This is a genomic window from Streptomyces sp. MMS24-W38 (assembly GCF_059889265.1).
In genome coordinates, this window is the sequence record NZ_JCBCPP010000001.1 from 6,611,293 (window position 1) to 6,636,981 (window position 25,689).

The following is a 25,689-nucleotide window of genomic DNA, read 5'->3' on the forward strand; positions in this document are numbered from 1 at the left end:
GTCACCCTCCCGATCAGTTCCGGACTCCCGATTTGAGGGGCCGGGTGAGGGGGTGATTGGCTTGCGCCGACCCCTTGAGCACCCTGAGAACTCATGTCCTGGAGGAAATCGATGGCGCAGGTCGAGGCCACTACGGAGCGGATCGTCGCGGCGGACGCGGAGACGGTGTTCGACGCCATCGCCGACTACAGCGGCACGCGCGCGAGGCTGCTGCCCGAGCAGTTCAGCGAGTACGAGGTCCGGGAGGGCGGCGACGGGGAGGGCAGCCTCGTCCACTGGAAGCTCCAGGCCACCAGCAAGCGCGTCCGCGACTGCCTCCTGGAGGTCACCGAACCGAGCGATGGTGAACTGGTCGAGAAGGACCGCAACTCCTCGATGGTCACCGTCTGGCGCGTCACCCCGGCCGGGGAGGGCAGGTCCCGGGTCGTCGTGACCACCACCTGGACGGGTGCGGGCGGTATCGGCGGCTTCTTCGAGAGGACCTTCGCGCCCAAGGGGCTCGGGCGCATCTATGACGCGCTGCTGGCCAAGCTGGCCGCCGAGGTCGAGAAGTAGCCGTCGCTCCAAGAGGTCGGTGACGAGGGGAGGTTGGCTCCCGGGCGGCTCTCCTCACCGGTTCGAGTGATCTCCGCACCGGCCTTCCGTATGCCGTAACTCGTCGCGCTTGCTCGTAGTTGTCGCTTTTACGCGGGAATTGTGTGGCAGCGCGACGAGGGGAGCGGCACGTGGGCGGCACCGGCGGGATCACTCTGACGCAGGACGAAGCGGTCGCGGCGACGGCCCCGTCGGCCGAGCGTCCGCCGCCGGAACGGGCTCACGGACCGGGTCCGGAGGCGGTCCCGGATTACGGCGCGGATTACGGCTTGGAGTACGAAGCGGAACCCGGTGCGGAGCCCCGTCAGGGGCCGGTGGGCCCGGCGTTGAGCCGACGCAGGGTGCGGCTGGTGTTCTTCGCACTGATGCTGGCGTTGCTGCTCGCCGCCCTCGAGCAGATGATCGTCGCCACCGCCCTGCCGAAGATCGTCGGCGAACTGCACGGCCTGGACCGGATGTCCTGGGCGATCACCGCCTATCTGCTCACCGCCACCATCGGACTGCCGATCTACGGCAAGCTCGGCGACCTGTTCGGCCGCAAGGGCGTCTTCCAGTTCGCGATCGTCGTCTTCGTCGTCGGCTCCGCGCTCGCGGGCCGGGCACAGACCATGGACCAGCTGATCGCCTACCGCGCGGTGCAGGGCGCCGGCGCGGGCGGACTGATGATCGGCGTCCAGACGATCATCGCGGACATCGTGCCCGCACGGGAACGCGGCCGGTTCATGGGCCTGATCGGTGCCGCCTTCGGCCTCGCCTCGGTCGCCGGGCCGCTGCTCGGCGGCTACTTCACCGACCGTCTGTCATGGCGTTGGTGTTTCTACTTCAACGTGCCCTTCGGCGTCCTGACCCTGGTCGTCGTCGCCCTGGTGCTGAAACTCCCCAAGCCCTCCGCCAGACCCCGTCTGGACGTCCTCGGCGCCCTGCTGCTGGCCGCGGCCTCCACCTGCCTGGTGCTGCTGACCAGTTGGGGCGGGACCGAGTACGCCTGGGACTCGCGCGTCGTCCTCGGCCTCGGCGCGGGCGGCGCTGCGGCCGCCGTGCTCTTCCTCGTCGTCGAGCGCTTCGCTGCCGAACCCCTCATCCCACTCCGGCTGTTCAGGGACTCCGTCTTCAACGTCACCGCCCTGGTGGGGCTGGTGATCGGCGTCGCCCTGTTCGGCGCGGCCAGCTACCTGCCGACGTACCTGCAGATGGTCGACGGTGCCACGGCCACCGAGTCGGGCCTGTTGATGCTGCCCATGATGGCCGGCATCGTCGGCGCCTCCATCGTCTCCGGGCAGCTCATCAGCCGCACCGGCCGCTACCGGCGCCATCCCCTGCTCGGCGCCGTCCTCTCGATCGCCGGCACGTGGCTGCTGTCCCGCCTCGAACCCGGCACGCCCCGGCTGCACTACAGCATCTGGATGGCCGTCCTCGGCACCGGCATCGGCATGGTGATGCCCGTACTGGTCCTCGCCGTGCAGAACTCCGTGCGCCCCGGCGACCTCGGCACCGCCACCAGCGCCAACAACTACTTCCGGCAGATCGGCGGCAGCGTCGGCGCCGCGGTCTTCGGCACCCTCTTCGCCGGCCGGCTCACCGACGCGCTCGCCGAACGGCTCCCGGCGGGGGAGGGCGCGGGGCTGCCCGATGCCGAGTCGATCACCCCGCAGTTCGTGCACGCGCTGCCGCCCGCACTGCGCGACCTCTACATCCAGGCCTACGCCGACGCCATGCCGCGCATCTTCCTCTACCTGGTGCCGGTGCTCGTCCTCGGACTGCTCATCACCTTCTTCCTCAAGGAGAAACCCCTGGTGTCCCACTACGCCCCCACCGCCGACCCGACAGCGGAAACACCGCACATGACGGCGCCCGTGCCGCAGGCCCGGTCGCCGCACGCCGCGGGCATCGCCGTCTGCGGCACCGTCCAGCATCCGGACGGGACCGTGGTACCGCGCGCCGCGCTCACCCTCATCGACGTCGCCGGGCAGCAGATCGGGCGGGGCGCGAGCGGCGCCGATGGGCGGTACGCACTGGCCACCCCCGGCCCGGGGTCGTACGTCCTGATCGCCGCCGCGGGCGGGCACCAGCCGCAGGCGGTCTCGGTGACCGTCGGCGAACGGCCCGTCGAGCTGGACGTCGTCCTCGGGGGCGCGGGCCGCCTCGCCGGCTGTGTGCTCACCGCCGACGGCTCGCCCGTACGGGACGCCATCGTGACCCTGACCAACGTCCACGGGGAGGTCGTCGCCACCACCCGCAGCGGCCGGGAGGGCGGCTACGAGATCACCGAGCTGGTGGCCGGTGAGTACACCCTCGCCGCGAGCGCGCCCGCGTTCCGCCCGGCCGCGCTCCCCGTCACCGTCCAGGCCGCCCGGGAGACCCGTCAGGACGTCGAACTGGCCGGTGGCGCCGTGCTGCGCGGCACCGTGCGGGCCGGTGGCGGACGGGCCGTGGAGGACGCGCGCGTGACCCTGCTGGACGCGGCGGGCAACGTGGTCGACACCCTCACCACCGGGCCGGACGGAACCTTCCGGTTCGTCGACCTGTCGTCCGGCGAGTACACCGTCATCGCCGCCGGCTATCCGCCGGTCGCCACCGTGCTCCAGGTCGCCGGGGGCGGCCGCACCGAACGGGACCTGCAACTGGGCCACGAAGACTGACCACGGGCCGAACCCGGATGCGTACCCGGCGGGCAATTCCCGTATTGCCGCACATCGCCACCGGCCATGGCCGTACGGTGGTGACGGCGGTACAGATCTTGGGAGCCGTGGGGAGAGAGGGCCTGGGCCATGGACCGTGGCACCAAGCGGGACGCACCGGCCGACCAGGGAGCCGAGGACGGCGAGTCGGTCGAGGGCCTCGGCGTCGGCCGCATCCCGCTGGCCGTCGTCGTGGTGGACCGCGACGGGCTCGTCTCGCACTGGAGTACGGGAGCGCGGCGCCTGTTCGGGCACGCCAAGGATGATGCCCTCGGCCGCTCCGCCGCCGATCTGCTGCCCGTCTCCGGGGCCCTCCCCGGCGGCGGCGAGGAGGAGGGCGGACCGGCCGCCCGGCACGATTCACACGGCTCGTACGGTTCGTACGCAGCCCATGACGGTCTCGGCCCTGGTCTCGAGTTCTCCCTCGACCAGGGCCTTTCCTATCCGGCCGCGGGCCGTGCCCGCCTCGCCGCCACCGCCGCCGTGTCCCGGTCCGGCCGGGTCGACGTGCTGTGGTGGGCCTACCCGCTGGTCGGCCCCGGGCGCGAGCGGCTGCTGGTGCTCGCCGCCGACGCGGAGGCGCTGCACGGCGAGGAGACGGAGGTGTTCGAGCGGATCGCCCCCGGATTCGCCCTGCACACCGACTTCCCCGGCTCCGCGGACCTGGCCCGCCGGCTCCCCGAGATCCTGCCCAGCATGAGCGTCGAAGAGAGCGCCCGCATCGTCGCCCAGGTGCTCGAACTGGGCTATCCCGTCCTTGAGTTCAGCCAGAACGACCGGGTGCCCGTCACCCCCGACTGGGGGGTGCCCCGGCGCGCCGAGCGCAAGGCGCGCCGGGAGCGGGCGGCACGGGCCCGCGCGGCCGGCCGACCGGTGCCCGAGGAACTGCGGGAGGAGGACGAGGACCTCGAGTACGCCGCCGTCCGCGAGCACCTGGAGTTCCTCAACGAGGTCAGCTCCCGGATCGGCACCTCCCTCGACCTGTCGCGGACCATCGTCGAGGTCAGCAAGGCCGTGGTGCCCCGCTTCACCGACGTCGCGGGCACCTATCTGCGAGAACAGGTCGTCGCCGGCGAGGGGTTCGACGAGGGCGTGCCCGACACCACCACCATGTGGCACCGGGTCGCCCTCGAGCACACCGACGAACCCGGCCGCTGGGACGACGTCGTGCCCGTCGGCGAGGCCATGCCCTTTCCGGCCCACACGCCGTTCTTCCAGTGCATGACCACGGGCGAGCCCGTTCTCGTGCCGCGCATCACCGAGGAGATGGGCCACGCCATCGCCTCGCAGTTCGAGAAGCGCGACATCCGCCCGCTGATCACCGGCCGCTCCATGCTGGTCGTGCCGCTGAAGGCGCGCAATGCCGTGCTCGGCTTCATGATCCTGCTGCGCCACCCGGAGCGGCGGGACTTCAACGACATGGACCGGGTCACCGGCGCCGAACTCGCCGCCCGCGCGGGCCTGGTGCTCGACAACGCGCGCATGTACACGTACCAGGAGAACGTCGCCGAGACACTCCAGGAGAGCATGCTCCCGCACATCCCGCCGCGCATGGCGGGCTGCGACATCACCACCCGCTACCTGCCGGGCACCCTGCTAGGCCGGGTCGGCGGCGACTGGTTCGACTCGGTGAAACTGCCCGGCGCCCGCACCGCGTTCGTCGTCGGCGACGTCATGGGCCACGGCCTGAACTCGGCCGCCATGATGGGCCAGTTGCGTACGGCCGTGCAGACCATGGCGGCGCTGGACCTGCCGCCCGCGCAGCTGCTGCGCAATCTCGACGACCTCGCGCAGCGGCTCGGCGACACCTACCTGGCGACCTGCCTGTACGCCGTCTACGACCCGATCGCGAGCGAGCTCCACCTCGCCAACGCCGGACACGTCCCGCCGGTCCTGGTCCGCGCGGCGGACGGCCGCAGCGAACTGCTCGACCTGCCCACCGGCGCCCCGATCGGCGTCGGCGGAGTGCCCTTCGAGGCGGTACGCGTGCGGGTCGAGCCCGGCGACCGGCTGGTGATGTGCACGGACGGGCTGGTCGAGGTGCGTGGTGAGGACATCGGTGTCGGCCTCGCCACGCTGTGCGAATCCGCCGCCCACCCGGCCGCGTCCATGGACGACGCATGCGACACCATCATCCGCGCCCTCGCCGTGACGTTCTCGGAAGCGGGGCGCGGAGGCCGCAAGGACGACGTGGCCCTGCTGATGGCACGCCTGAGCGGCATCGAGCCCGACCACGTCGCCGAGTGGCGGCTCGTCCCCGACCCGTCGGAGGTCGCCCGGGCCCGCGCCATGGTCCGCGAGCAGCTGCACGAGTGGGGTGTGGGCAAGCCGGCCGACCATGCCGAGCTGATGGTCAGCGAACTCGTCACCAACGCCGTACGGCACGCCCACGCCCGGCCCGTCGCTCTGCGCCTGGTCCGTGGTGACACCCTGCTGTGCGAGGTCGAGGACGACGACCACGAACTGCCGACGCTGCTCGACGCCGAGCCGACGGACGAAGCCGGACGCGGACTGCGTGTGGTCAGCACGCTCGCGCGGGAGTGGGGCACCAGTCGGACCACCTCCGGCAAGACCGTGTGGTTCGAACTGACCCTGCCGCGCTGCTGACTCTGCCGCGCTGCTGACCCTGCCGCGCAGCTGAGCCGGCGCGAACGAGGCGTGAAGGAATACGCCGTGTGCTTGTCCGCGCGCCCCGGCGCGCGATACACCGTACTGGTCCGTCACACGGGCGGGTTCGCTTCACACCCCGGGGAGTTGGGCATGAGCGTGACCAGTCGGTACCGGGAGGCCTGGGAGGGATTCTGGCGGGAGGCGCCGGACGAGCAGGGTGCCGTGTTCTGGGACGCGGAACCCACCCTGACCGTCGCCCGTCACCTGGCCCTGTTCGAACCACATCTGTCCGACCCCGGTCTGCCCCTGGTGGACCTGGGCTGCGGCAACGGCACCCAGACCCGCTTCCTCGCCGACCGTTTCCCGTGCGTACTCGGTGTCGACCTGTCCGCCGCCGCCCTGGAGCACGCCCGTGCGGCCGATCCGGCCGGCCGGGCCGGGTACCGGAAGCTGGACGCCGCCGAGAAGGACGAGCCGCAGGGGCTGCACGCGGAATTCGGCGACGTGAACGTCTACCTGCGGGGTGTGCTGCACCAGTGCGAGGCCGACGACCGGCAGCCCGTGGTGGACGGCATCGCCACCCTGGTCGGCGAGCGCGGCCGGGCCTTCCTCGTCGAACCCTCCGAGGCCGCCGGACTCGTGCTGCGCGACCTGGCGGCCTCGCCGGCCGGGCCGCCGCCCAAGCTGGCGTCGATCCTCCGGCACGGCATAGCGCCCGGCAAGGTGGCGGACGAGGCGGTACCGGAGTTCCTGACGGCGGCCGGGCTGACCCTCCTGGCGACCGGCACCCTGCCCCTCACCACGACCGAGTACACGCCCGAGGGCACCCGCGTGGAACTGCCGTCCGCCTGGTACGTGGCGGGGCGCGCCGCATGACATAGAGGTCGGCTGGGGTGCGGGCCGAGTTCCCGTCCCGTCATTGGTCTGGGCCGGTGAGAGTTTTCCACAGGCCTGGCCGCGCTTCGGCACCACGACGTAGCGTGAGCGCATGAAGATCCTCATCAGCGCGGACATGGAGGGCGCCACCGGCGTCACCTGGCCCGCCGACGTGCTGCCGGGCACACCGCAGTGGGAGCGCTGCCGGTCGATGTTCACCTCCGACGTCGACGCCGCCGTGCGGGGCTTCTTCGACGGCGGCGCCGACGAGGTACTGATCAACGAGGCGCACTGGAGCATGCGCAATCTGCTCCTGGAGCGACTCGACGAGCGGGCCGAGATGCTCACCGGGCGGCACAAGTCGCTGTCCATGGTGGAGGGCGTGCAGCACGGCGACGTGGACGGCATCGCGTTCATCGGCTATCACGCGGGAGCCGGCATGGAGGGCGTCCTCGCGCACACCTACCTCGCCAACTCCATCACCGGAGTGTGGCTGAACGGCGAACGGGCCAGCGAGGGCCTGCTCAACGCGGCCGTCGTCGCCGAGTACGGGGTACCGGTCGTCCTGGTCACCGGCGACGACGTGGCCTGCGAGGACGCCCTCGGCTACGCGCCGGGGGCGCTGAAGGTCGCGGTCAAGGACCATGTGTCGCGGTACGCGGCCGTGTGCCGCACGCCCGTCAGGACGGCCGCCGACATCCGGGCCGCGGCGAAGGAGGCCGCCGTGCTGGCGGTCCGTCAGGAGCCGGTGGTGGCCGGCCCCTTCACCGTCGAGGTGGAGTTCGACGCGGAGCACCTGGCCATGGCCGTCACCGTGGTGCCGGGCGTGGCCCGCGCCGGCGAGCGGAAGGTGGCGTACACGAGCGGGGCCATGCACGACGGGATCCGCACCTTCAAGGCGGTCACCACGATCGCCTCGGCCGCGGTGGAGGAGCAGTATGGCTGACGAACGTGCCCTGGACGAGGTCGTGACGTTCACCTCCGAACTCATCCGGATCGACACCACCAACAGGGGCGGGGGCGACTGCCGGGAGCGGCCCGCCGCCGAGTACGCGGCGGAGCGACTCGCCGGGGCGGGCCTGGAGCCGGTGCTGCTGGAGCGCACCCCCGGCCGGACCAACGTCGTCGCGCGCCTCGCGGGCACCGATCCGACGGCCGACGCGCTCCTCGTCCACGGTCACCTCGACGTCGTACCGGCCGAGGCCGCCGACTGGAGCGTGCACCCGTTCTCCGGCGAGGTGCGCGACGGGGTGGTCTGGGGTCGCGGCGCCGTCGACATGAAGAACATGGACGCGATGATCCTCGCCGTGGTGCGGGCCTGGGCGCGGCAGGGCGTGCGGCCCCGGCGCGACATCGTGATCGCGTTCACCGCGGACGAGGAGGCCAGCGCCGAGGACGGCTCCGGGTTCCTCGCAGACCGGCACGCGGCGCTCTTCGAGGGCTGCACCGAGGGGATCAGCGAATCGGGCGCCTTCACCGTCCACGACGGCTCCGGCCGGCAGCTCTACCCGATCGCGGCGGGGGAGCGCGGCACGGCCTGGCTGAAGCTGACCGCGCGCGGGCGGGCCGGGCACGGCTCCAAGGTCAACCGGGACAACGCGGTGACCCGCCTCGCCGCCGCCGTCACCCGCATAGGCGAGCACGAGTGGCCGCTGCGGCTCACCCCGACCGTCCGTGCGGCGCTCACCGAACTCGCCGCCCTGTACGGTGTCGACCCCGACCTGTCCGACGTGGACACGCTGCTCGCCAAGCTGGGCCCGGCCGCGAAACTCGTCGAGCACACCCTCCGCAACAGCAGCAACCCGACGATGCTGGACGCCGGTTACAAGGTCAACGTGATTCCCGGGCAGGCCGTGGCCCACATCGACGGGCGATATCTGCCCGGCGGGGAGAACGAGTTCCGCGCCACTTTGGACCGGCTCACCGGGCCGGACGTGGACTGGGAGTTCGAACACCGGGAGCCGGCCCTCGAGGCGCCGGTGGATTCGAGGACGTTCGCGCGGATGCGGGCCGCCGTGCAGGAGTTCGCGCCCGAGGGGAACACCGTGCCGTACTGCATGTCCGGCGGCACGGACGCCAAGCAGTTCTCCCGCCTCGGTATCACCGGCTACGGGTTCGCCCCGCTGAAACTGCCGGAGGGATTCGACTACCAGGCCCTCTTCCACGGAGTCGACGAGCGCGTCCCGGTCGAGGCGCTCCACTTCGGTGTCCGCGTCCTCGACCGGTTCCTGCGGACGGCCTGAGCGAATGGGGGAAACGGTGCGGACCCTGCCCTACGGCGAGTGGCCCTCGCCCATCGACGCGGCCACGGCCGCGGCACACGACGGAAAACCCGAGTTCGTGGGGTTCGTCGGGGACGAGGTGTGGTGGACCGAGCCCCGGCCTGCCGAGGGCGGTCGGCGCACCCTGGTGCGCCGGCACTCCGACGGCACGGAGGTGCCCGTGCTGTCGGCGCCGTGGAACGTGCGCAGCCGGGTCGTCGAGTACGGCGGACGACCCTGGGCCGGGTTCGTCCGGGACGACGACCCGCTCGTGGTGTTCGTGAACTTCGCCGACCAGCGCCTCCACCGCTATGAACCCGGCGGCGAGCCGAGTCCGCTGACCCCTCTCTCCCCGGTGGGGCAGGGGCTGCGCTGGGCCGAGCCGACGCTGCTGCCGGACCGCGGCGAGGTGTGGTGCGTCCTGGAGGAGTTCACCGGCGACGGACCGAGCGAGGTGCGCCGTGTCCTGGCCGCCGTACCGCTGGACGGTTCGGCCGCCGAGAACCGCGGCGCCGTCCGTGAACTCACCGACGACCGGCACCGGTTCGTCACCGGTCCGCGCCTGTCACCCGACGGGCGGCGCGTCGCCTGGCTGGCCTGGGACCATCCGCGCATGCCGTGGGACGGCACCGAACTGCGTCTCGCCGAGGTCGCACCCGACGGCACCCTGCACAACGCCCGCACCGTGGCCGGCGGCCCCGGCGAGTCCATCGCCCAGGCCGACTGGACGCACGACGGCCGGCTGCTTCACACGAGTGACCGCACCGGCTGGTGGAACCTCTACCTCGACGGCGAACCGGTCTGCCCGCGCGAGGAGGAGTTCGGCGGACCGCTGTGGCAGCCGGGATCGCGCTGGTTCGCCCCGCTGGACAGCGGCCTGATCGCCGTCGTGCACGGCCGGGGCGCCACCGCGCTCGGCATACTCGACCCCGAGACGGGCGAGGTCGTCGACGCAGCCGGGCCCTGGACCGAGTTCGCGCCCACGCTCGCGGCGCACGGCGAGCGGATCGTCGCCGTCGGAGCCGGCCCCCGCAGCGCCCCCGAGGTGGTGGAACTGGACACCCGCACCGGCAGGACCCGGGTGATCGGCGCCCCGCACAAGGACGCCGTGGACCCCGCCCACTACCCCGACCCGCAGGTCCGCACCTTCACCGGTCCGGGCGGCCGGGAGATCCACGCTCACGTGTACCCGCCGCACCACCCCGACTGCGTCGCGCCCGACGGCCAACTGCCGCCGTACGTGGTCTGGGCACACGGCGGGCCCACCGGCCGGGCCCCCCTCGTGCTCGACCTGGGGATCGCCTACTTCACCTCACGTGGCATCGGCGTCGTGGAGGTCGACTACGGCGGTTCCACCGGATACGGACGCGCCTACCGCGACCGGCTGCGCGAGCAGTGGGGCGTGGTCGACGTCGAGGACTGCGCGGCCGTCGCGCTCGCCCTCGTTGACGAGGGCACCGCCGACCGCGACCGGCTCGCCATCCGCGGCGGCAGCGCCGGCGGCTGGACCACGGCCGCCTCCCTCACCACGACCGACGTCTACGCCTGCGGCACCATCCTCTACCCGGTGCTCGACCTGACCGGCTGGGGCCCGGGGGAGACCCACGACCTCGAGTCCGAGTACCTCGAGAGCCTCATCGGCCCGCGCGCCGAGGTCCCCGAGCGGTACGCCGAACGCTCACCCGCCGCGCACGCCGACCGGCTCACCGCCCCCTTCCTGCTGCTCCAGGGCCTGGACGACGTCATCTGCCCTCCCGTGCAGTGCGAGCGGTTCCTGGCCCGGCTGAAGGGCAGGAAGGTGCCGCACGCGTATCTCACCTTCGAGGGCGAGGGACACGGCTTCCGGCGCACGGACACCATGGTGCGGGCCCTGGAGGCGGAACTGTCCCTGTACGCCCAGGTGTTCGGCCTGACGGTGCAGGGAGTGCCGGTACTGGAGCTCACCGAATGAGCAGGGTCGAGCCGTTGCTGCGGCCGCCCCGGCCCGGTCCCGGTGCCCGGGTGGCCGTCGTCGCGCCCAGCGGGCCCGTGCCGGAGGAGCGGCTCCAGAGCGGGCTGGACGTGCTGCGCGGCTGGGACCTCGACCCGGTGGTCGCCCCCCATGTCCTGGACCGGCACCGCGACTTCGGCTACCTCGCCGGCACGGACGCCGACCGGGCCGCCGACCTGCAGTCCGCCTGGTGCGACCCCGCCGTGGACGTGGTGATGTGCGCCCGGGGCGGCTACGGCGCGCAGCGCATGGTCGACCTGCTCGACTGGACGGCGATGCGGGCCGCCGGGCCGAAGGTGTTCGTCGGGTTCAGCGACATCACCGCCCTGCACGAGGCGTTCGCCACCCGGCTCGGCCTGGTCACCCTGCACGGGCCGATGGTGGCGGGCATCGACTTCGTCAAGAACGCACGCGCGCAGGAGCACTTGAAGGCGACCCTGCTCGCCCCGGAGACCGTCCGCACCATCGCCTCCCCCGACGGCACCGCGCTGGTCCCCGGGCGGGCGCGGGGCGTCACCCTCGGCGGCTGCCTCGCCCTGCTCGCCGCCGACCTCGGCGCCCCGCACGCCAGAGGCTCCGCGCGCGGCGGGCTGCTGTGCCTGGAGGACGTGGGGGAGGAGCCGTACCGGCTCGACCGGTACCTCACCCAACTCCTGCGGGCCGGATGGTTCGAGGGGGTGTCGGGGCTGCTGCTCGGCTCCTGGGTGCAGTGCGAGCCGTACGAGACGGTGCGGGCCCTGCTCGCCGACCGGCTCGGCGGCCTGGGCGTGCCAGTGGCCGAGCGGTTCGGCTTCGGCCACTGCGACGGGGCGCTCACCATCCCCTTCGGCGTCCCGGCCGAACTCGACGCGGAGGCGGGCACCCTGACACTCGACGAACCGGCACTGAGCTGATCCCGTCCGGCACCGGTACGGGCTTGCCCGGCGGCCCCGGTATGCCCGGGGTAGGGTCGCACCGTGCCGCACACCGCCTCCCGTCACCTCGCCGAGGGCCCCCGCGTGGGGATACGGCACTTCACCCACGCGGACAGCGCGGAGTTCACCGCCCGCGCCCGGGAGAGCAAGGACCTGCACCGCCCCTGGCTGTTCCCGCCGGACCACGCCGCGGCGTACTCCGCCTACGCGGAGCAGCTGATCCGGGACCCCGCCAAGGCCGGCTTCCTGGTCTGTGAGAAGGCCGACGGCTCCATCGCCGGGTTCATCAACATCAACAACATCGTCCACGGCGCGTTCCAGAGCGGTGCCCTCGGCTACGGCGCGTTCGCGCACGCGGCGGGTCGCGGCCTGATGCGCGAAGGGTTGGAGCTCGTCGTACGGCACGCGTTCGGGCCGATGCGGCTGCACCGCCTGGAGATCAACGTGCAGCCCGCCAACGCCGCCTCCATCGCCCTGGCCCGCAGCTGCGGATTCCGCCTGGAGGGCTTCTCACCGGACATGCTCTTCATCGACGGGGCCTGGCGCGACCACGAACGCTGGGCGCTCACCCAGGAGATGCGCAGCCCCCGCTGACCCAACGGTCAGGGCATGTCGCGGCGTCCGGCCTCAGCCAAGGCGACACGTCGACGGCCAGGGCCAGCCTGCCGTCCGTCGCTCTCGGCAACGGCAGGCCTGCCAGGGCCCGGCGGAGTCGGCCGAAGTCGATCCGCTCCTGGTTCAGCCCTCCGTACAGGGCTCCGTGACCCCGTCGGTGTTCTGGCGCGAGCGCAAGGTCCACCAGCGTTTTGACCGGGCCCTCCGTGCAGAGGAGGGCGTCTGTCAGCTCGGACAACGCGTCCGAGCGACCCGTGAGACACGCACAGAAGTCCGCCCGGAACTGCGGCAACATGGCCAGCAACTCACCCAGGCCACCGGTCAGAGGACTCCCCCGCGCGGCCCTGCACAACCTCGACCTGGAGCAGGCGCGGAGAGACCTCGAACCCATGACGGGAGTACGCCGATACCGCCTGATCACTGGAGTGAACGGTCACCCGCTCAAGACCGAGATCCCTCGCCCACGCCAAGACCGCCTCGATCAGCTTGCCGCCCAGACCGCGGTTGCGCTCATCGGGCATGACGTACGTGCACTGCACGTCACCCGACATCCGCTCCAACGCGAGCGGATGCGGTACACGCTGCGTGATCGCCAGCCAGGCCATGCCGATCACAACGTCGTCACGGACCAGCGCCATGCACCGATGCGAGGACTCGGTCTCCCGGGCCCATGTCACGAACCGGGGAACGAACTCGTCCAGCGTGGTGTCGGGGGTTCCGTAGAGCTCTTGCACCCAGCGCCACCGCAACTCGGCGACGGCGGCCAACTCATGGGGCTGGACGGGGCGGCACGTGATGTCATCCACCGCTTCATCCTGGCGCAGATTCATCAGTACGACGGCCGCTTCCACCACTCCCGCACCGCCAGAGCTCTGGATGTGCCGAGGCCCGGAGCGACCTCCGGGCCCCATTTCGTCAAACGACAAGCTCAGACGGTGGCGCGGCGGTCCGCGTACTCGTAGACCGCCCCGTCCGGGTGCCGTGCGATGAGGTTGCGGCCCACCGGGGTGAGGAGCGGGCCCGCGACGATGTCCGCGCCCATCTCCGTGAGTACCCGACCGGCCTCCTCGACGTCCTGCACTGCGATGGTCGCCGCCACCTTGCGCAGCACGTCCAGTTCGGCCGCGGGACCGCTCATCAGCAGGAAACAGCCGACCGCTGCCACGTGGACACCGGCCCGCTCGAAGCGGAGCGCCTTGCCTCCCGCCAGCCGCTCGTAGAAGGGGATCGCGGTCTCGATGCCGACGCAGACACGCAGCGTGGCACCCAGTATCTCCGTGACTCCACCCACGCGTAAACGCGCGGGCTTCCTGTGGTCGTGGCTAGGCCACGTCGCAGAGGACCGGCCCGGCCCTGTTGAGGACGTTCGTCGCGCCGACGTGGTCCGCGTTCGCTGCGAACCCGCACGCCGTGCATGCGAACTTCGCCTGGGTGGCGCGGTTCTCCTTCGCGGTGTGCCCGCAGGACGGGCAGGTGCGGGAGGTGTTGCGGGGATCCACGGCGATGACGGTCCGACCGGCGCTTTCAGCCTTGTGGGCGAGGATCACGAGGAACACCCCCCACCCCGTGTCGAGGATGCTTCGGTTCAGGCCCGCTTTGGCGGCGGCGCCGTTCGGAAGGAAAGAGCCTGGCTGCTCGGGGTCGGGCTTGGGTCTGGGGGCGCGGGTCATGCCCGCTGTGTTCAGTTTCTCGTGGGCGATCATGTCGTGGTCGCGGACGAGGGTGAGCGCGGTCTTGTGCGCGTGGTCCAGGCGCTGCCTGCGGATCTTTGCGTGCAGCTCGGCGACCTTCCGGGCGGCGGCACGGTGCTTCTTGGTGCGTCGGCGGGTGCGCTGGGGGAACGTCGCAAGGTGCTGCTGCGCGGCAGACAGTTCGTCTGCTGCTTGGCTGAGGAAGCGCGGGTTGGCGATGTGCTCGCCGTTGGACGTGGTGAGGAAGTGCGTCACGCCCATGTCGATGCCGATGATGCTGCCCGTGGCGGGCAGTGGCTCGGCGGGCACCTGGTCACAGGAAAGGACGACGTACCAGCGCCTTCCCTCCCGCTTGATGCTGATCGTCTTGACCCGGCCGCGTACCGGGCGGTGCCGGTGCACGCGGACGTGGCCGATGCCCTGGAGGCGGACGCGGGTCTGCGTATCGTGCGGGGTGGAGTCCCATCGGCAGCCGTCGCCGTCTTTCGGGAAGGTGACGGTGTCGAAGTGCCCGAAGCCCTTGAACCTGGGGTATCCGGGTGTCTGGCCTGCCTTGACACGCTGGAAGAACGCCTGGAATGCCTTGTCGAGGCGGCGCAGGGTGGCCTGCTGGGAGGAGAACGACCAACGGCCCTGGCGCTCGGGGTCGAAGGCCCGGATGTCCTTGAGCTGTACGGACTGGTCGCCGTAGCGCACGGTCGTCTTCGAAGTGTGCCGGTAGGCGTCGCGGCGTTCTTGAAGGGCCCCGTTGTAGAGGGAGCAGTGGTCTTGCAGCATCTCGCCCAGCGCGACCGTCTGACGGGCCGTGGGCCGCAGGAGGAACTTGTACGCGCGGATCACGAGCCGTCCCCCTCCCGCTCCTTTTGGGGACGTTCCCACTGGGTGTTGATGTACCTCTCCACTGCCGCTGCCGATACCGCGCCGGCCGAGGCGGCGAAGTACGACGACGACCACAGCGTGGGCATCCGCGACCTCAGGTGCGGGAACTCATCGCGCAGCATGCGGGAAGTGAAGCCCTTGAACTGGTTGGCGACGTACGAGGCAGATGACTTCGCATCGTGTTTGACGAACAGGTGCACGTGGTCGGGCATCACCTCAAGGGCGTTGATCTCCCAGCCGCGCTCGTCCGCCTTGGCCCGGATCAGCTCATCCAGGCGCTCCGCGACCCGGCCGCCCAGGACCGGACGGCGGTACTTCGGGCACCACACCACGTGGAGCCCGAGGTCGTACACGCCGCCGGAGAATCGGCGAACCTTCCTGGTCACGGCCACGTAACAACTATACACGCGCGGCAGGTCTAGTTCGGCAGAAAGACGGTGCAAGTGAACAGTGCAGATCCGTGCACCCAGTTGAGGGTCAGAGCAGCCCAGAGAAGCCATTCCCCACCCCGCTGAAGCGGGGCGTCCCCTGGCTGGGTCCTGATGGGGCGAGCCTAGGGCCTCCCGGCCGGACCATGCCGGGCTTCCGGGGCCGGAAAGCGCCGGGGGGCGCGGGGCGCGGGCCGGTGGACGTTTGGCGGCCGCGGCGAGGGAAACGCGGAAGTCTCCCGAGCCACGCCACGACAGCGCTGGAGGCGAACCGTGAGTCGACCCCGCATCGTGATCATCGGTGCCGGCTTCGCCGGATACCGCACGGCTCGCACCCTGTCCCGGCTCGCCCGGGGAAGGGCCGAGATCACCCTGCTGAATCCGACCGACTACTTTCTGTACCTGCCCCTGCTGCCCCAGGTCGCCGCCGGCATCCTGGAACCGCGCCGCGTCACCGTCTCCCTCTCCGGCACGCTGCCGCACGTGCGACTGGTGCTGGGTGAGGTCGGCGGCATCGACCTCGACGAGCGGACCGTGCGCTACACCGACCCCGAGGGGGACCGCGGCACCCTCTCCTACGACCGGCTGGTGCTGGCCGCCGGCAGCGTCAACAAGCTGCTGCCGATCCCCGGCGTCGCCGAGCACGCCCACGGCTTCCGCGGTCTGCCCGAGGCGCTGTACCTGCGCGACCACGTGACCCGGCAGCTGGAACTCGCGGCCGCCACCGACGACCCCGCGAGCTGCGCCGCCCGGTGCACCTTCGTCGTGGTCGGAGCCGGTTACACCGGAACCGAAGTCGCCGCGCACGGAAAGCTGTTCAGCGACGCGCAGGTGCACAGGCACCCCATGCGGACGGGCATGCGACCGCGCTGGCTGCTGCTGGACATCGCCGACCGCGTCCTGCCCGAACTCGACGAACGGCTCTCCTCCACCGCCGACCGGGTGCTGCGCGAACGGGGTGTGGACGTGCGGATGGGGACCTCCGTGAAGGAGGCCACGCACGACGGAGTGCTGCTGACCGACGGCGAGTTCGTCGACACGAGGACGCTGGTGTGGTGCGTGGGCGTGCGGCCCGATCCGCTCGCCGAGTCGCTGGGCCTGCCCATGGAACGCGGGCGGCTGCTGGTGGACCCGCACCTGCGGGTGCCGGGGCGGCCCGAGGTGTTCGCCTGTGGTGACGCGGCGGCGGTGCCCGATCTGGAGAAGCCCGGCCAGTACACCCCGATGACCGCGCAGCACGCCTGGCGGCAGGGCAAGCTCTGCGCGCACAACATCGCCGCCTCCCTCGGTGACGGCCAGTCGTGCGCCTACCGCCACCGCGAGCTGGGGTTCGTGGTGGACCTGGGCGGCGTCAAGGGGGCGGCCAACCCGTTCGGCGTCAATCTGTCCGGACCGGCGGCCGGAGCGGTCGCCCGCGGCTACCACCTCGCGGCGATGCCCGGCAACCGGGTGCGCGTCGCCGCCGACTGGCTGCTGGACGCCGTACTGCCGCGTCAGGCGGTGCAGTTGGGGCTCGTACGGTCCTGGTCGGTGCCGCTGGACACGGCGTCCCCGGAACTCGCCCGGGTGCCGTCCGGCCCGGGGCGGAAGCGGTCCGGCGACGAGACCGCCGAGCCGGCCGGGAACCAGCCGGGCGGGGAGGCGGCGAGGAGCCGACCCGGAGGTGAGCCCGCGAAGAGTCGGCCCGAAGGCGATCCCGCGAAGAGCCGGCCCGGCCCCCGGCCGCCCACCGGCTCCCACGCCTCCCCCGGCCCCGTCAAGCGCACCGACTGCCCGGCCGACCCCGCCGATCCCTGTGATCCGACCGAAGGAGACTCATGAAAACCGGTGAACTCGTCGAGCTCGGACAGCAGTTGCGAGTGGACAGTGTCCGCGCGGCAGCCGCCGCGGGCTCCGGGCACCCCACGTCCTCGATGTCCGCGGCCGACCTGATGGCCGTCCTGCTGGCGCGCCACTTCCGCTACGACTTCGACCACCCCGACCACCCGGGCAACGACCGTTTCGTCCTCTCCAAGGGACATGCCTCACCCTTGCTGTACGCCGCCTTCAAGGCGGCCGGGGCCATCGACGACGAGGAACTGCTCACCTTCCGCAAGCTCGGCAGCCGCCTCGAAGGACATCCCACGCCCAGGCGGCTGCCCTGGGTCGAGACGGCCACCGGGTCGCTCGGCCAGGGACTGCCGGTCGGCGTCGGCATCGCACTGGCCGGGAAGCGGCTCGACCGGTCCGGCTACCGGGTGTGGGTGCTGTGCGGGGACAGCGAACTGGCGGAGGGCTCCGTGTGGGAGGCCGCCGAGCACGCCGGGTACGAGAACCTCGACAACCTCACCGCCGTCGTGGACGTCAACCGGCTCGGCCAGCGCGGCCCCACCCGGCACGGTCACGACCTCGACGCCTACGCCCGCCGTTTCGCGGCCTTCGGCTGGCACACGGTGGAGGTGGACGGCCACGACATCGACGCCGTCGACCGTGCCTACGGCGAGGCGGCCTCCACCAAGGGGCAGCCGACCGTGATCCTCGCCCGCACCCTCAAGGGCAAGGGCGTCGCGGCCGTCCAGGACCGCGAGGGCCTGCACGGCAAACCGCTGCCCGAGGCCGACGAGGCGATCGCCGAACTCGGCGGCCCGCGCGACCTGCGCCTGAGGGTGCGGGAGCCGTCCGACGCCCGCGCGCTGCACGCCGTACACACCGGACAGGCCGAACCGCCCCGGTGGGACAAGGGCGAGGAGGTGGCGACGCGCAACGCCTTCGGTGAGGCGCTGGCCGCCCTCGGTACCGTGCGCGGCGACATCGTGGCCCTGGACGGCGAGGTCGGAGACTCCACACGTGCGGAGTTCTTCGCCAAGGAGCACCCCGAACGCTACGTGGAGTGCTACATCGCCGAGCAGCAGATGGTCGCCGCGGCGGTCGGCATGGCGACACGAGGCTGGGTGCCGTACGCGACCACGTTCGCCGCCTTCCTCACCCGCGCTCACGACTTCATCCGCATGGCGTCGATCAGCGGTTCCGGCATCAACCTGGTCGGCTCGCACGCGGGTGTCGCCATCGGCCAGGACGGGCCCAGCCAGATGGGTCTCGAGGACCTGGCGATGATGCGGGCGATATACGGCTCGACCGTGCTGTACCCCTGCGACGCCAACCAGACCGCACGCCTGGTCACCGCCATGGCGGACCTCGACGGCATCCGCTACCTGCGCACCTCGCGCGGCGAGGGCCCCGTCCTCTACGGCCCCGACGAGGAGTTCCCCGTCGGCGGCAGCAAGGTGCTGCGCTCCTCGGCCGGGGACCGGCTGACCCTGCTCGCGGCGGGCGTCACGGTGCCCGAGGCCCTGACCGCCGCGGACGCCCTGGCGGGCGAGGGCATCGCGGTACGGGTGATCGACCTGTACTCGGTCAAGCCCGTCGACCGGGACACGCTGCGCCGGGCGGCGGAGGAGACCGGCTGTCTGGTGACGGTGGAGGACCACCACCCGGAGGGCGGGCTCGGGGACGCGGTCCTCGACGCCTTCGCCGACGGGCGGCCCGTCCCGCGCCTGGTGCGGCTCGCCGTCCGCGACATGCCGGGGTCGGCCTCCCCCGAGGAGCAGTTGCACGCCGCCGGCATCGACGCCGAGTCGATCGTGGCGGCCGGGCGGTTGCTGGTGGAGGAGGCGATCGTGCCGTGAACGACGGGGTGAAGGAGAAGATCACGTCGTGAGCGACGACGACGGGGCGCGGCCGGTACGGGCCGGCCGCCGCACCGTGCGGATCCGCCGGCCGGGGAAGGTGATCCTCCCCGGCGGCGAGGGCGCCGAGGAGTACACCAAGGGCGACCTCGTCGACTACCACCGGGCCGTCGCCCCGTTTATGGTGCCGCACCTGCGAGGCCGCCCGCTGATGCTGGACCGGCGCCCGGACGGCCTCGACGGGCCCACGTTCATGCAGAAGAACACCCCCGAGAGCTACCCGGAATGGATCACCCGCGTCGAGGTCGCCAAGGAGGGCGGCACGGTGTGCCACACCGTGTGCGACGACACGGCGACCCTGCTGTACCTCGTCGACCAGGCGAGCGTCACCTTCCACCGCTGGCTGTCCCGCGCCGCCCCGATCGACCGGATCAACCGTCCGGACCGGCTGGTCTTCGACCTCGACCCCGCCGAGGACGATTTCGAGACGGTGCGGGAGGCGGCGCGGCTGCTGGGGGAACTGCTGGGCGAGCTGAGGCTGCCCGCGGCACTGATGACCACCGGCTCCCGGGGACTGCATGTGATCGTGCCGCTCAACGGTGACGACGTATTCGACGACGTGCGCGCCTTCGCCCGCGAGGTCGCCGACATCCTCGCCGACGCCCACCCCGACCGGCTCACCACCGCCGCGCGCAAGAAGGAGCGCGGCGACCGGCTCTACCTGGACGTGCAGCGCAACGCCTACGCACAGACCGCGGTCGCGCCCGGCACCGTCCGGGCCCTGCCCGGCGCCCCCGTGGCGGCCCCCGTCTCCTGGGACCAGCTGGACGACCCGGAGCTGCACGCCCGCCGCTGGACCGTCGCCGACGCCGTCGAACAGCTGCGGACCGACCCCTGGGCCGGACTGCCGCGCCGGGGCCGCGCCCTGGGGCCGGCCCGCCGGCGGCTGGACGCGCTGCGGGGCTGACCGGCCCGGCCGGACGACCAGGCACGGAGCGCGGCTGGGGCAACCGGGTGAGCCCCGGGAGGTTTGACGAAGGGACTTACGGCCACACGGAGGAGGAGGTGCCCATGGCGAACGCAAGAAACACCGGAGACTCCAAGGGTTCACAGGAACCACGGGATGCTCACGCACCCCGCAAGTCCACGGAAAACGCCAGAGCGAACAAGCGGCCGGGCCCGATGGAGGTACTGCGCCAGGCGCGCGGACAGCTGGCGGAGCTCACCGGTATGGAAGCCGAGTCCGTGTCGTCCTTCGAGCAGACGGAGGAGGGCTGGGCGCTGGAGGTCGAGGTCCTCGAGCTCGAGCGCGTACCCGACACGATGAGCCTGATGGCGAGTTACCAGGTGGAGCTCGATCCCGACGGACAGCTCATCGGTTACCGGCGTGTTCGCCGCTACGAGCGAGGACGGTCCGACGCGCGCAGGTCCGGCGGCCGGTAGGCCGCCCGCCCGGACCCGCTCCCACACTCACGGAAAGGGAGGAACAGCCGGCATGACAGTCGTACCGACACAACAGTCCGGCGGCGGAGGCGGCAGCGGCCTCTACGACGTGCTTGAGCTCGTCCTGGACAGGGGGCTCGTCATCGACGCGTTCGTGCGCGTGTCCCTGGTCGGCATCGAGATACTCAAGATCGACGTCCGCATCGTCGTCGCCAGCGTCGACACCTACCTGCGCTTCGCCGAGGCGTGCAACCGGCTCGACCTGGAGGCCGGGCCCCGCAAGAGCCCAGGCCTGCCCGACATCGTCGGCCAGGTCACCGAGTCCGGCGCCCGCGGCAAGTCCAAGGGGGCGCTGTCCGGCGCCGCCGAGACCATCTCCGACGCCTTCCAGCAGGCACGCGACGAGGGTTCCGAGCGTGAGACCCAGTCCCGTCCGCGGGCCCGCAAGAGCACCTCGTCGCGTCGGAGGGAGGAGCAGGAGTGAGCACCTACGTCTACGGCATCACGGCGAGTTCGTACCCACCCCTCCCCGAGCACCTGAGCGGCGTGGGCGACCCGGCACGTCCGGTGCGCATCCTGAAGGAGGGCGAGCTGGCGGCCGTCGTCAGTGACGCCCCCGAGGACCTGCGCCCCAAACGCAGGGAACTGCTCGCCCACCAGAACGTGCTCGCCGAGGTCGGCGCGGCCGGCTGTGTGCTGCCGATGCGGTTCGGCAGCGTCGCCCCCGACGACGGCTCCGTCACCGCCGTGCTCGCCGAGCGTGCCGAGCACTACCAGGAGCGCCTGCGGGCGCTGGACGGCCGGGTCGAGTACAACGTCAAGGCCAATCATGACGAGGAAGCCGTACTCCACCACGTGATGGCCGGCAATCCGGAGATCCGCGCTCTCGCGGAGGCCAACCGGCAGGCCGACGGCGGAAGTTACGACGACAAGATCCGCCTCGGCGAGATGGTCGCCGGTGCGGTCAGGGCCCAGGAGGCCGAGGACGGCGTCGCCGTGCAGCGCGCCCTGGAAGGGGCGGCCGACGCCGTGAGCGTGGGTCCCGAGTCCACGGGCTGGCTGGCCAACGTCTCCTTCCTGGTGCCGCGCGACGCGGCCGGGGACTTCATGGCCGCCGTGGACCGCGTCCGCGAGGACATGCCGCACCTGGAGGTGCGGCTCAACGGCCCGCTGCCCCCGTACAGCTTCGTGGAGCCCGGCCCGGCCGAACCGGCGGGCGCCACGGCGGGTGGGGCGGACGCCGGAATGGGGTGACGACATGGGCCTGATCTCGGAAGTGCTGCTGCTGCCGCTGGCCCCGGCGCGCGGCAGCGGATGGGTCATCCAGCAGGTGCTGCGCGAGGCGGAGCGCATCTACTACGACCCCGCCGCGATCCGTGCCGAACTGGCGCGGCTCGAGGAGCAGCTGGAGGCCGGAGAGATCACCGAGGAGGAGTTCGACCGGCAGGAGGACGAACTCCTCGACCGATTGGAGACCGCGATGAACACCGGCGCCACAGGGGACGGGACGGCACCACAATGAATCGAACAGCACTCGGCCTTGCGATAGGGGCCGGATACCTCCTCGGACGGACGAAGAAGCTGAAGATGGCGGTCGCCGTCGGCGGGCTGGTGGCCGGCAAGAAGCTGAACCTCGGGCCGCGGATGATCACGGACCTGGTCTCCACGCAGCTGCAGAAAAACCCGCAGTTCAAGGAGCTCGGGGATCAGCTGCGCGGCGATCTGCGAGGTGCCGGCAAGGCGGCTTCCGGGGCACTCGTCGAGCGGCAGCTCGACTCCCTCGCCGACAGGCTGCACGGTCGTACCACCGAGATGCGCGAGCAGCTGGCCGGTTCGGGTCGCCCGGACCGCGAGGCCGGGGACGGCGAGGAAGAGGAAACCGAGGACGACCTGGACGGCGAGGAGGCCGCGGACGAGGAACCGGACGAGGAGCCGGAACCGGCACCCGAGCGGCCGGCGAAGAAGGCCTCGTCGAAGAGGGCTCCGTCGAAGGAGGCCGCCAAGAAGGCATCCGCGAAGAAGGCGCCGGCCAGGAAGGCCGCTCCGGCGAAGAAGACGGCTGGCAAGAAGACTGCGGCCGCGCGGACGACCTCGTCCCGGGGCACGCGCACCTCGAAGGGAGGCGGTGAGCGATGACCGAGACACTCGGATCGGCCACCTCCGCCGCGCGTGACAAAGTGGGCGAGGGCACGAAGAACCCGCTTGCCGACCTGGCCCACAGTGAGGCCGCCGACCGCCTCAAGGCGGAGCTGCAGGACTACCTCGCGGCCCAGGCCACCCGCCTGCTGACCGGTGTCGGCCGCAAGCTGGGCGAGACGACCGGCAAACTCACCGACATCGCCGAGGGCAACAGCCCGGGTTTCGCCAAGCTCGCACTCGACGGCGGACGCAAACTCGCCGAGGGCAAGGGCCCTCTGCGCAGCGCCATCGAACTGGGGGCCTCGCGGGCCAAAGACAACGTGATGGGCGCCCTGAAGGGGCTGGGCGGCGGCGGCAAGGGCAAGCGCAAGCGCTCCGCGGGCAAGAAGCCCACCGTCATCATGGAGCACATCGATGTCGGCGTCCCGCTGCGCACGGCCTACGACCAGTGGACGCAGTACCAGGACTTCAGCACCTTCGCCAAGGGCGTCAAGAGCGCCCACAAGTCCGACGACACCACCTCGGACTGGCAGCTCAAAGTTCTGTGGTCCAACCGCAGCTGGAAGGCGCAGACCACCGAGCAGGTCGCCGACGACCGCATCGCCTGGTCCTCCGAGGGGGCCAAGGGCACGACGAAGGGCGTCGTCTCCTTCCACCCCCTCGGCGACAAACTCACCCGGGTCCTGCTGATCATCGAGTACTACCCCGTGGGTTTCTTCGAGAAGACCGGCAACATCTGGCGCGCGCAGGGCCGCCGGGCCCGGCTCGACCTCAAGAACTTCGCCCGCTTCATCACGTTCAAGGGTGAGGCCGAGGAGGGCTGGCGCGGCGAGATCCAGGACGGTGAGGTCGTCCGCAGCCACGAGGACGCCGTCGCCGAGGAGGAGGAGGAACAGGCGCCGCCCGGGGACGAGGAGCCGGAGGCCGAGTACGACACCGAGGGCGACGAGGACGCCGAGTACGACGAAGCGGCCGAGGAACCGGCCGAGGAAGAGGAAGAGGAAGAGGGCGAGGAAGAGGAAGAGGGCGAGGAAGAGGGCGAGTACGAGGAAGAGGAGGAGGAAGAGGGCGAGGGCGAGTACGAGCCTGAGGACGAGCCTGAGTACGCCCAGGACGGGAGCCGCCGATGACGACACCCCGCCGGCTCCCCGAGCCCTATGGCCAGGGCGGCGGCGCCAATCTCGCCGACATCCTTGAGCGGGTGCTCGACAAGGGCATCGTCATCGCGGGCGACATCCGCATCAACCTGCTCGACATCGAACTGCTCACCATCAAGCTGCGGCTCGTCATCGCCTCCGTCGACAAGGCGAAGGAGATGGGGATCGACTGGTGGGAGACCGACCCGGCGCTGTCCTCCCGCGCCCGTCGCTCCGAACTGGCCAGGGAGAACGCCGAACTGCGTGAGCGGCTGGCCGCACTGGAGGGTGACCGTCCGCTGGAGACCGGTCGTTCGCAGGAGACGGGCCGTTCGCTGGAGACCGGCCGCCAGCGGGAGGCCGGCCGTCCGCAGGAGAGCGACCGTCACCGGGAGACCGACCGGCCGCAGGAGGAGGCCCCGTGACCGGACTGCGGTACGTCTACGCCATATGCCGTCCCTTCGGCACACCGCTCCAGGCACAGCTGACCGGAGTGGCGGGGGATCCGCCCCGGCTGCTGACCCATCACGACCTGGTGGCCGTCGTCAGCCATGTGCCGGAGGCGGACTTCGCCGAGGAGCCCTTCCGCGAGCATCTGGAGGACCTCGACTGGCTGACCACGGTCGCCCGCGCCCACCAGGGCGTCATCGACGCGCTCACCACCGTCACCACGCCGCTGCCGCTGCGGCTCGGCACCGTGTTCCGTGACGACAGCGGCGTACGGACGATGATGGAGGCGCGCGAGGAGGACTTCCTGCGGACACTGGGACGGTTGGACGGCCGGGTGGAGTGGGGCGTGAAGGTCTTCATCGAGGCGGAACGGCCGGCGGACACCGCCGCCCCGCCGGCGCGAAAACCCACGTCGGGCCGGGACTACCTGCGTCAACGGCGCATGGCGACGAAATCGCACGACGATCTGTGGCAACAGGCTGAGGCCTTTTCGACCCGGCTGCACGAGACGCTTTCCGGCTGCGCCGAGGATTCCCGGCTGCACGCCCCGCAGAATCCCACGCTCTCCGGTGCGTCGGGCCGCAATGTGCTGAACGCGGCTTACCTCGTACCGCGAGCGGAATCCGAGAAGTTCGTGGAACGGGTGGAACGGACGAAGGACGGGACGCCCGGGATACGCGTCGAACTCACCGGCCCCTGGGCGGCCTATTCGTTCGCCGGGGAAGAACCCGCCGGAGAGGAATCCGCCGGAGAGGGATCCACCGCGGGGGAGGAGGCATGACCGTAGTCGAGCGCCGGGAGATAGCCCTGGTGGATCTGCTCGACCGGCTCCTGGCCGGCGGAGTCGTCATCACCGGCGACATCACGCTGCGCATCGCGGACGTCGACCTGGTCCGTATCGACCTCAACGCGCTCATCAGCTCGGTGAACGCGAACGTCCCGTCGCCCTTCGAGGAGTCGCGTTGACGGCCACCCCCGACGACCGTCACGGCGAGCCGCACGAAGGCCGGCGCGCGGGGCGCGGCCGACGCAACCGGCTCGACCTGGAGCCGGACACGGTCGAACGCGACCTGGTCAAACTGGTGCTCACCGTCGTGGAACTGCTGCGCCAGCTCATGGAGCGCCAGGCGGTGCGCCGGTTCGACGAGGGAGACCTGACGGAGGAGCAGGAGGAGCGCATCGGACTCACCCTGATGCTGCTCGAGGAGCGGATGACGGAACTGCGTGACCGATACGGACTGCGGCCCGAGGACCTGAATCTGGACCTCGGGCCGCTCGGACCGCTGCTGCCGCGGGACTGAGCCCCCGGCCGCCCGGTGA

The 25,689-nt window shown here is 71.5% G+C and carries 26 protein-coding genes and 1 pseudogene; 22 read left to right on the plus strand and 5 right to left on the minus strand.

Going from position 1 to position 25,689, the window contains the following annotated elements:
* The first annotated feature begins 111 nt into the window (after nucleotides 1-111).
* From AC6F7H_RS29035 to AC6F7H_RS29075, 9 genes are all read left to right on the plus strand, one after another.
* Complete coding sequence (locus tag AC6F7H_RS29035) at nucleotides 112-555, plus strand: SRPBCC family protein (protein WP_109376293.1); 444 nt, start codon at nucleotides 112-114, stop codon at nucleotides 553-555.
* A gap of 308 nt (nucleotides 556-863) precedes the next feature.
* A complete protein-coding gene (locus AC6F7H_RS29040) occupies nucleotides 864-3,233 on the plus strand; it encodes an MFS transporter (protein ID WP_500760185.1) in 2,370 nt (789 codons plus the stop codon).
* Between the two features lie 129 nt (nucleotides 3,234-3,362).
* Complete coding sequence (locus tag AC6F7H_RS29045; protein WP_500760187.1) at nucleotides 3,363-5,879, plus strand: SpoIIE family protein phosphatase; 2,517 nt, start codon at nucleotides 3,363-3,365, stop codon at nucleotides 5,877-5,879.
* A gap of 153 nt (nucleotides 5,880-6,032) precedes the next feature.
* Nucleotides 6,033-6,758: a class I SAM-dependent methyltransferase gene (locus AC6F7H_RS29050; RefSeq protein ID WP_500760190.1), complete on the plus strand. Its 726-nt coding sequence runs from the start codon at nucleotides 6,033-6,035 to the stop codon at nucleotides 6,756-6,758.
* A gap of 112 nt (nucleotides 6,759-6,870) precedes the next feature.
* Nucleotides 6,871-7,704: a M55 family metallopeptidase gene (locus AC6F7H_RS29055; protein ID WP_500760193.1), complete on the plus strand. Its 834-nt coding sequence runs from the start codon at nucleotides 6,871-6,873 to the stop codon at nucleotides 7,702-7,704.
* Nucleotides 7,697-9,001, plus strand: coding sequence for a M20/M25/M40 family metallo-hydrolase (locus tag AC6F7H_RS29060; RefSeq protein WP_500760196.1), 1,305 nt, complete (start codon nucleotides 7,697-7,699; stop codon nucleotides 8,999-9,001). The genes AC6F7H_RS29055 and AC6F7H_RS29060 overlap by 8 nt, the downstream gene beginning before the upstream one ends.
* 4 nt (nucleotides 9,002-9,005) lie before the next feature.
* Nucleotides 9,006-10,970, plus strand: a complete 1,965-nt coding sequence (locus AC6F7H_RS29065; protein ID WP_500760198.1) for a dipeptidyl-peptidase 5 — start codon at nucleotides 9,006-9,008, stop codon at nucleotides 10,968-10,970.
* Nucleotides 10,967-11,902: a S66 peptidase family protein gene (locus AC6F7H_RS29070; protein WP_500760201.1), complete on the plus strand. Its 936-nt coding sequence runs from the start codon at nucleotides 10,967-10,969 to the stop codon at nucleotides 11,900-11,902. The genes AC6F7H_RS29065 and AC6F7H_RS29070 overlap by 4 nt, the downstream gene beginning before the upstream one ends.
* Nucleotides 11,903-11,965: 63 nt before the next feature.
* A complete protein-coding gene (locus AC6F7H_RS29075; RefSeq protein WP_500760203.1) occupies nucleotides 11,966-12,517 on the plus strand; it encodes a GNAT family N-acetyltransferase in 552 nt (183 codons plus the stop codon).
* A 4-nt stretch (nucleotides 12,518-12,521) separates the two neighbouring features.
* On the opposite strand, the pseudogene AC6F7H_RS29080 reads toward AC6F7H_RS29075, so the two are convergent.
* The 5 genes and pseudogenes from AC6F7H_RS29080 to tnpA form a co-directional block, all read right to left on the minus strand.
* Nucleotides 12,522-12,833: pseudogene (locus AC6F7H_RS29080) on the minus strand (transposase); the annotation flags it as partial.
* Nucleotides 12,834-12,843: 10 nt separating this feature from the next.
* Nucleotides 12,844-13,389, minus strand: coding sequence for a GNAT family N-acetyltransferase (locus tag AC6F7H_RS29085; RefSeq protein WP_500760206.1), 546 nt, complete (start codon nucleotides 13,387-13,389; stop codon nucleotides 12,844-12,846).
* A gap of 77 nt (nucleotides 13,390-13,466) precedes the next feature.
* Entirely contained in the window at nucleotides 13,467-13,829 is a 363-nt protein-coding gene (locus AC6F7H_RS29090; protein ID WP_500760209.1) for a VOC family protein, read from the minus strand.
* A 31-nt stretch (nucleotides 13,830-13,860) separates the two neighbouring features.
* Complete coding sequence (locus AC6F7H_RS29095) at nucleotides 13,861-15,069, minus strand: RNA-guided endonuclease InsQ/TnpB family protein (RefSeq protein ID WP_500760211.1); 1,209 nt, start codon at nucleotides 15,067-15,069, stop codon at nucleotides 13,861-13,863.
* Nucleotides 15,066-15,500 carry an IS200/IS605 family transposase gene (gene tnpA, locus AC6F7H_RS29100; RefSeq protein WP_500760214.1) on the minus strand — a complete coding sequence of 145 codons (435 nt, stop codon included), beginning with the start codon at nucleotides 15,498-15,500 and terminating at the stop codon, nucleotides 15,066-15,068. The genes AC6F7H_RS29095 and tnpA overlap by 4 nt, the downstream gene beginning before the upstream one ends.
* A gap of 309 nt (nucleotides 15,501-15,809) precedes the next feature.
* Here tnpA and AC6F7H_RS29105 point away from each other — a divergent pair, with 309 nt between their 5' ends.
* The 13 genes from AC6F7H_RS29105 (at nucleotide 15,810) to AC6F7H_RS29165 (ending at nucleotide 25,670) form a co-directional block, all read left to right on the plus strand.
* Complete coding sequence (locus tag AC6F7H_RS29105) at nucleotides 15,810-17,357, plus strand: NAD(P)/FAD-dependent oxidoreductase (protein ID WP_500760217.1); 1,548 nt, start codon at nucleotides 15,810-15,812, stop codon at nucleotides 17,355-17,357.
* Nucleotides 17,354-19,201: a transketolase gene (locus AC6F7H_RS29110; protein ID WP_500760220.1), complete on the plus strand. Its 1,848-nt coding sequence runs from the start codon at nucleotides 17,354-17,356 to the stop codon at nucleotides 19,199-19,201. Before AC6F7H_RS29105 ends, AC6F7H_RS29110 begins: the two co-directional genes overlap by 4 nt.
* Nucleotides 19,202-19,229: 28 nt before the next feature.
* Nucleotides 19,230-20,168 carry a non-homologous end-joining DNA ligase gene (gene ligD / locus AC6F7H_RS29115; protein ID WP_500760222.1) on the plus strand — a complete coding sequence of 313 codons (939 nt, stop codon included), beginning with the start codon at nucleotides 19,230-19,232 and terminating at the stop codon, nucleotides 20,166-20,168.
* 104 nt (nucleotides 20,169-20,272) lie between these two features.
* Nucleotides 20,273-20,644, plus strand: coding sequence for a gas vesicle protein GvpO (locus AC6F7H_RS29120; RefSeq protein WP_500760224.1), 372 nt, complete (start codon nucleotides 20,273-20,275; stop codon nucleotides 20,642-20,644).
* A 52-nt stretch (nucleotides 20,645-20,696) separates the two neighbouring features.
* Complete coding sequence (locus AC6F7H_RS29125; protein WP_500760226.1) at nucleotides 20,697-21,128, plus strand: gas vesicle structural protein GvpA; 432 nt, start codon at nucleotides 20,697-20,699, stop codon at nucleotides 21,126-21,128.
* On the plus strand, nucleotides 21,125-21,898 hold the full coding sequence (locus tag AC6F7H_RS29130; RefSeq protein ID WP_500760229.1) for a GvpL/GvpF family gas vesicle protein: 774 nt from the start codon (nucleotides 21,125-21,127) through the stop codon (nucleotides 21,896-21,898). The genes AC6F7H_RS29125 and AC6F7H_RS29130 overlap by 4 nt, the downstream gene beginning before the upstream one ends.
* A 4-nt stretch (nucleotides 21,899-21,902) precedes the next feature.
* The gene (locus AC6F7H_RS29135; RefSeq protein WP_500760231.1) at nucleotides 21,903-22,166 is read left to right on the plus strand and encodes a gas vesicle protein GvpG; all 264 of its coding nucleotides are present in this window, start codon (nucleotides 21,903-21,905) and stop codon (nucleotides 22,164-22,166) included.
* Nucleotides 22,163-22,780, plus strand: coding sequence for a DNA primase (locus tag AC6F7H_RS29140; protein ID WP_500760234.1), 618 nt, complete (start codon nucleotides 22,163-22,165; stop codon nucleotides 22,778-22,780). The genes AC6F7H_RS29135 and AC6F7H_RS29140 overlap by 4 nt, the downstream gene beginning before the upstream one ends.
* Nucleotides 22,777-23,913, plus strand: a complete 1,137-nt coding sequence (locus AC6F7H_RS29145; protein WP_500760237.1) for an SRPBCC family protein — start codon at nucleotides 22,777-22,779, stop codon at nucleotides 23,911-23,913. Before AC6F7H_RS29140 ends, AC6F7H_RS29145 begins: the two co-directional genes overlap by 4 nt.
* Nucleotides 23,910-24,344 (plus strand): gas vesicle protein, encoded by a 435-nt coding sequence (locus tag AC6F7H_RS29150; protein ID WP_500760240.1) that lies wholly within the window; start codon nucleotides 23,910-23,912, stop codon nucleotides 24,342-24,344. The genes AC6F7H_RS29145 and AC6F7H_RS29150 overlap by 4 nt, the downstream gene beginning before the upstream one ends.
* Nucleotides 24,341-25,150: a GvpL/GvpF family gas vesicle protein gene (locus tag AC6F7H_RS29155; RefSeq protein WP_500760242.1), complete on the plus strand. Its 810-nt coding sequence runs from the start codon at nucleotides 24,341-24,343 to the stop codon at nucleotides 25,148-25,150. Before AC6F7H_RS29150 ends, AC6F7H_RS29155 begins: the two co-directional genes overlap by 4 nt.
* The gene (locus AC6F7H_RS29160) at nucleotides 25,147-25,335 is read left to right on the plus strand and encodes a gas vesicle protein (protein WP_055570463.1); all 189 of its coding nucleotides are present in this window, start codon (nucleotides 25,147-25,149) and stop codon (nucleotides 25,333-25,335) included. Before AC6F7H_RS29155 ends, AC6F7H_RS29160 begins: the two co-directional genes overlap by 4 nt.
* The gene (locus AC6F7H_RS29165; protein WP_500760245.1) at nucleotides 25,332-25,670 is read left to right on the plus strand and encodes a gas vesicle protein K; all 339 of its coding nucleotides are present in this window, start codon (nucleotides 25,332-25,334) and stop codon (nucleotides 25,668-25,670) included. Before AC6F7H_RS29160 ends, AC6F7H_RS29165 begins: the two co-directional genes overlap by 4 nt.
* The last annotated feature ends 19 nt before the right edge of the window (nucleotides 25,671-25,689 follow it).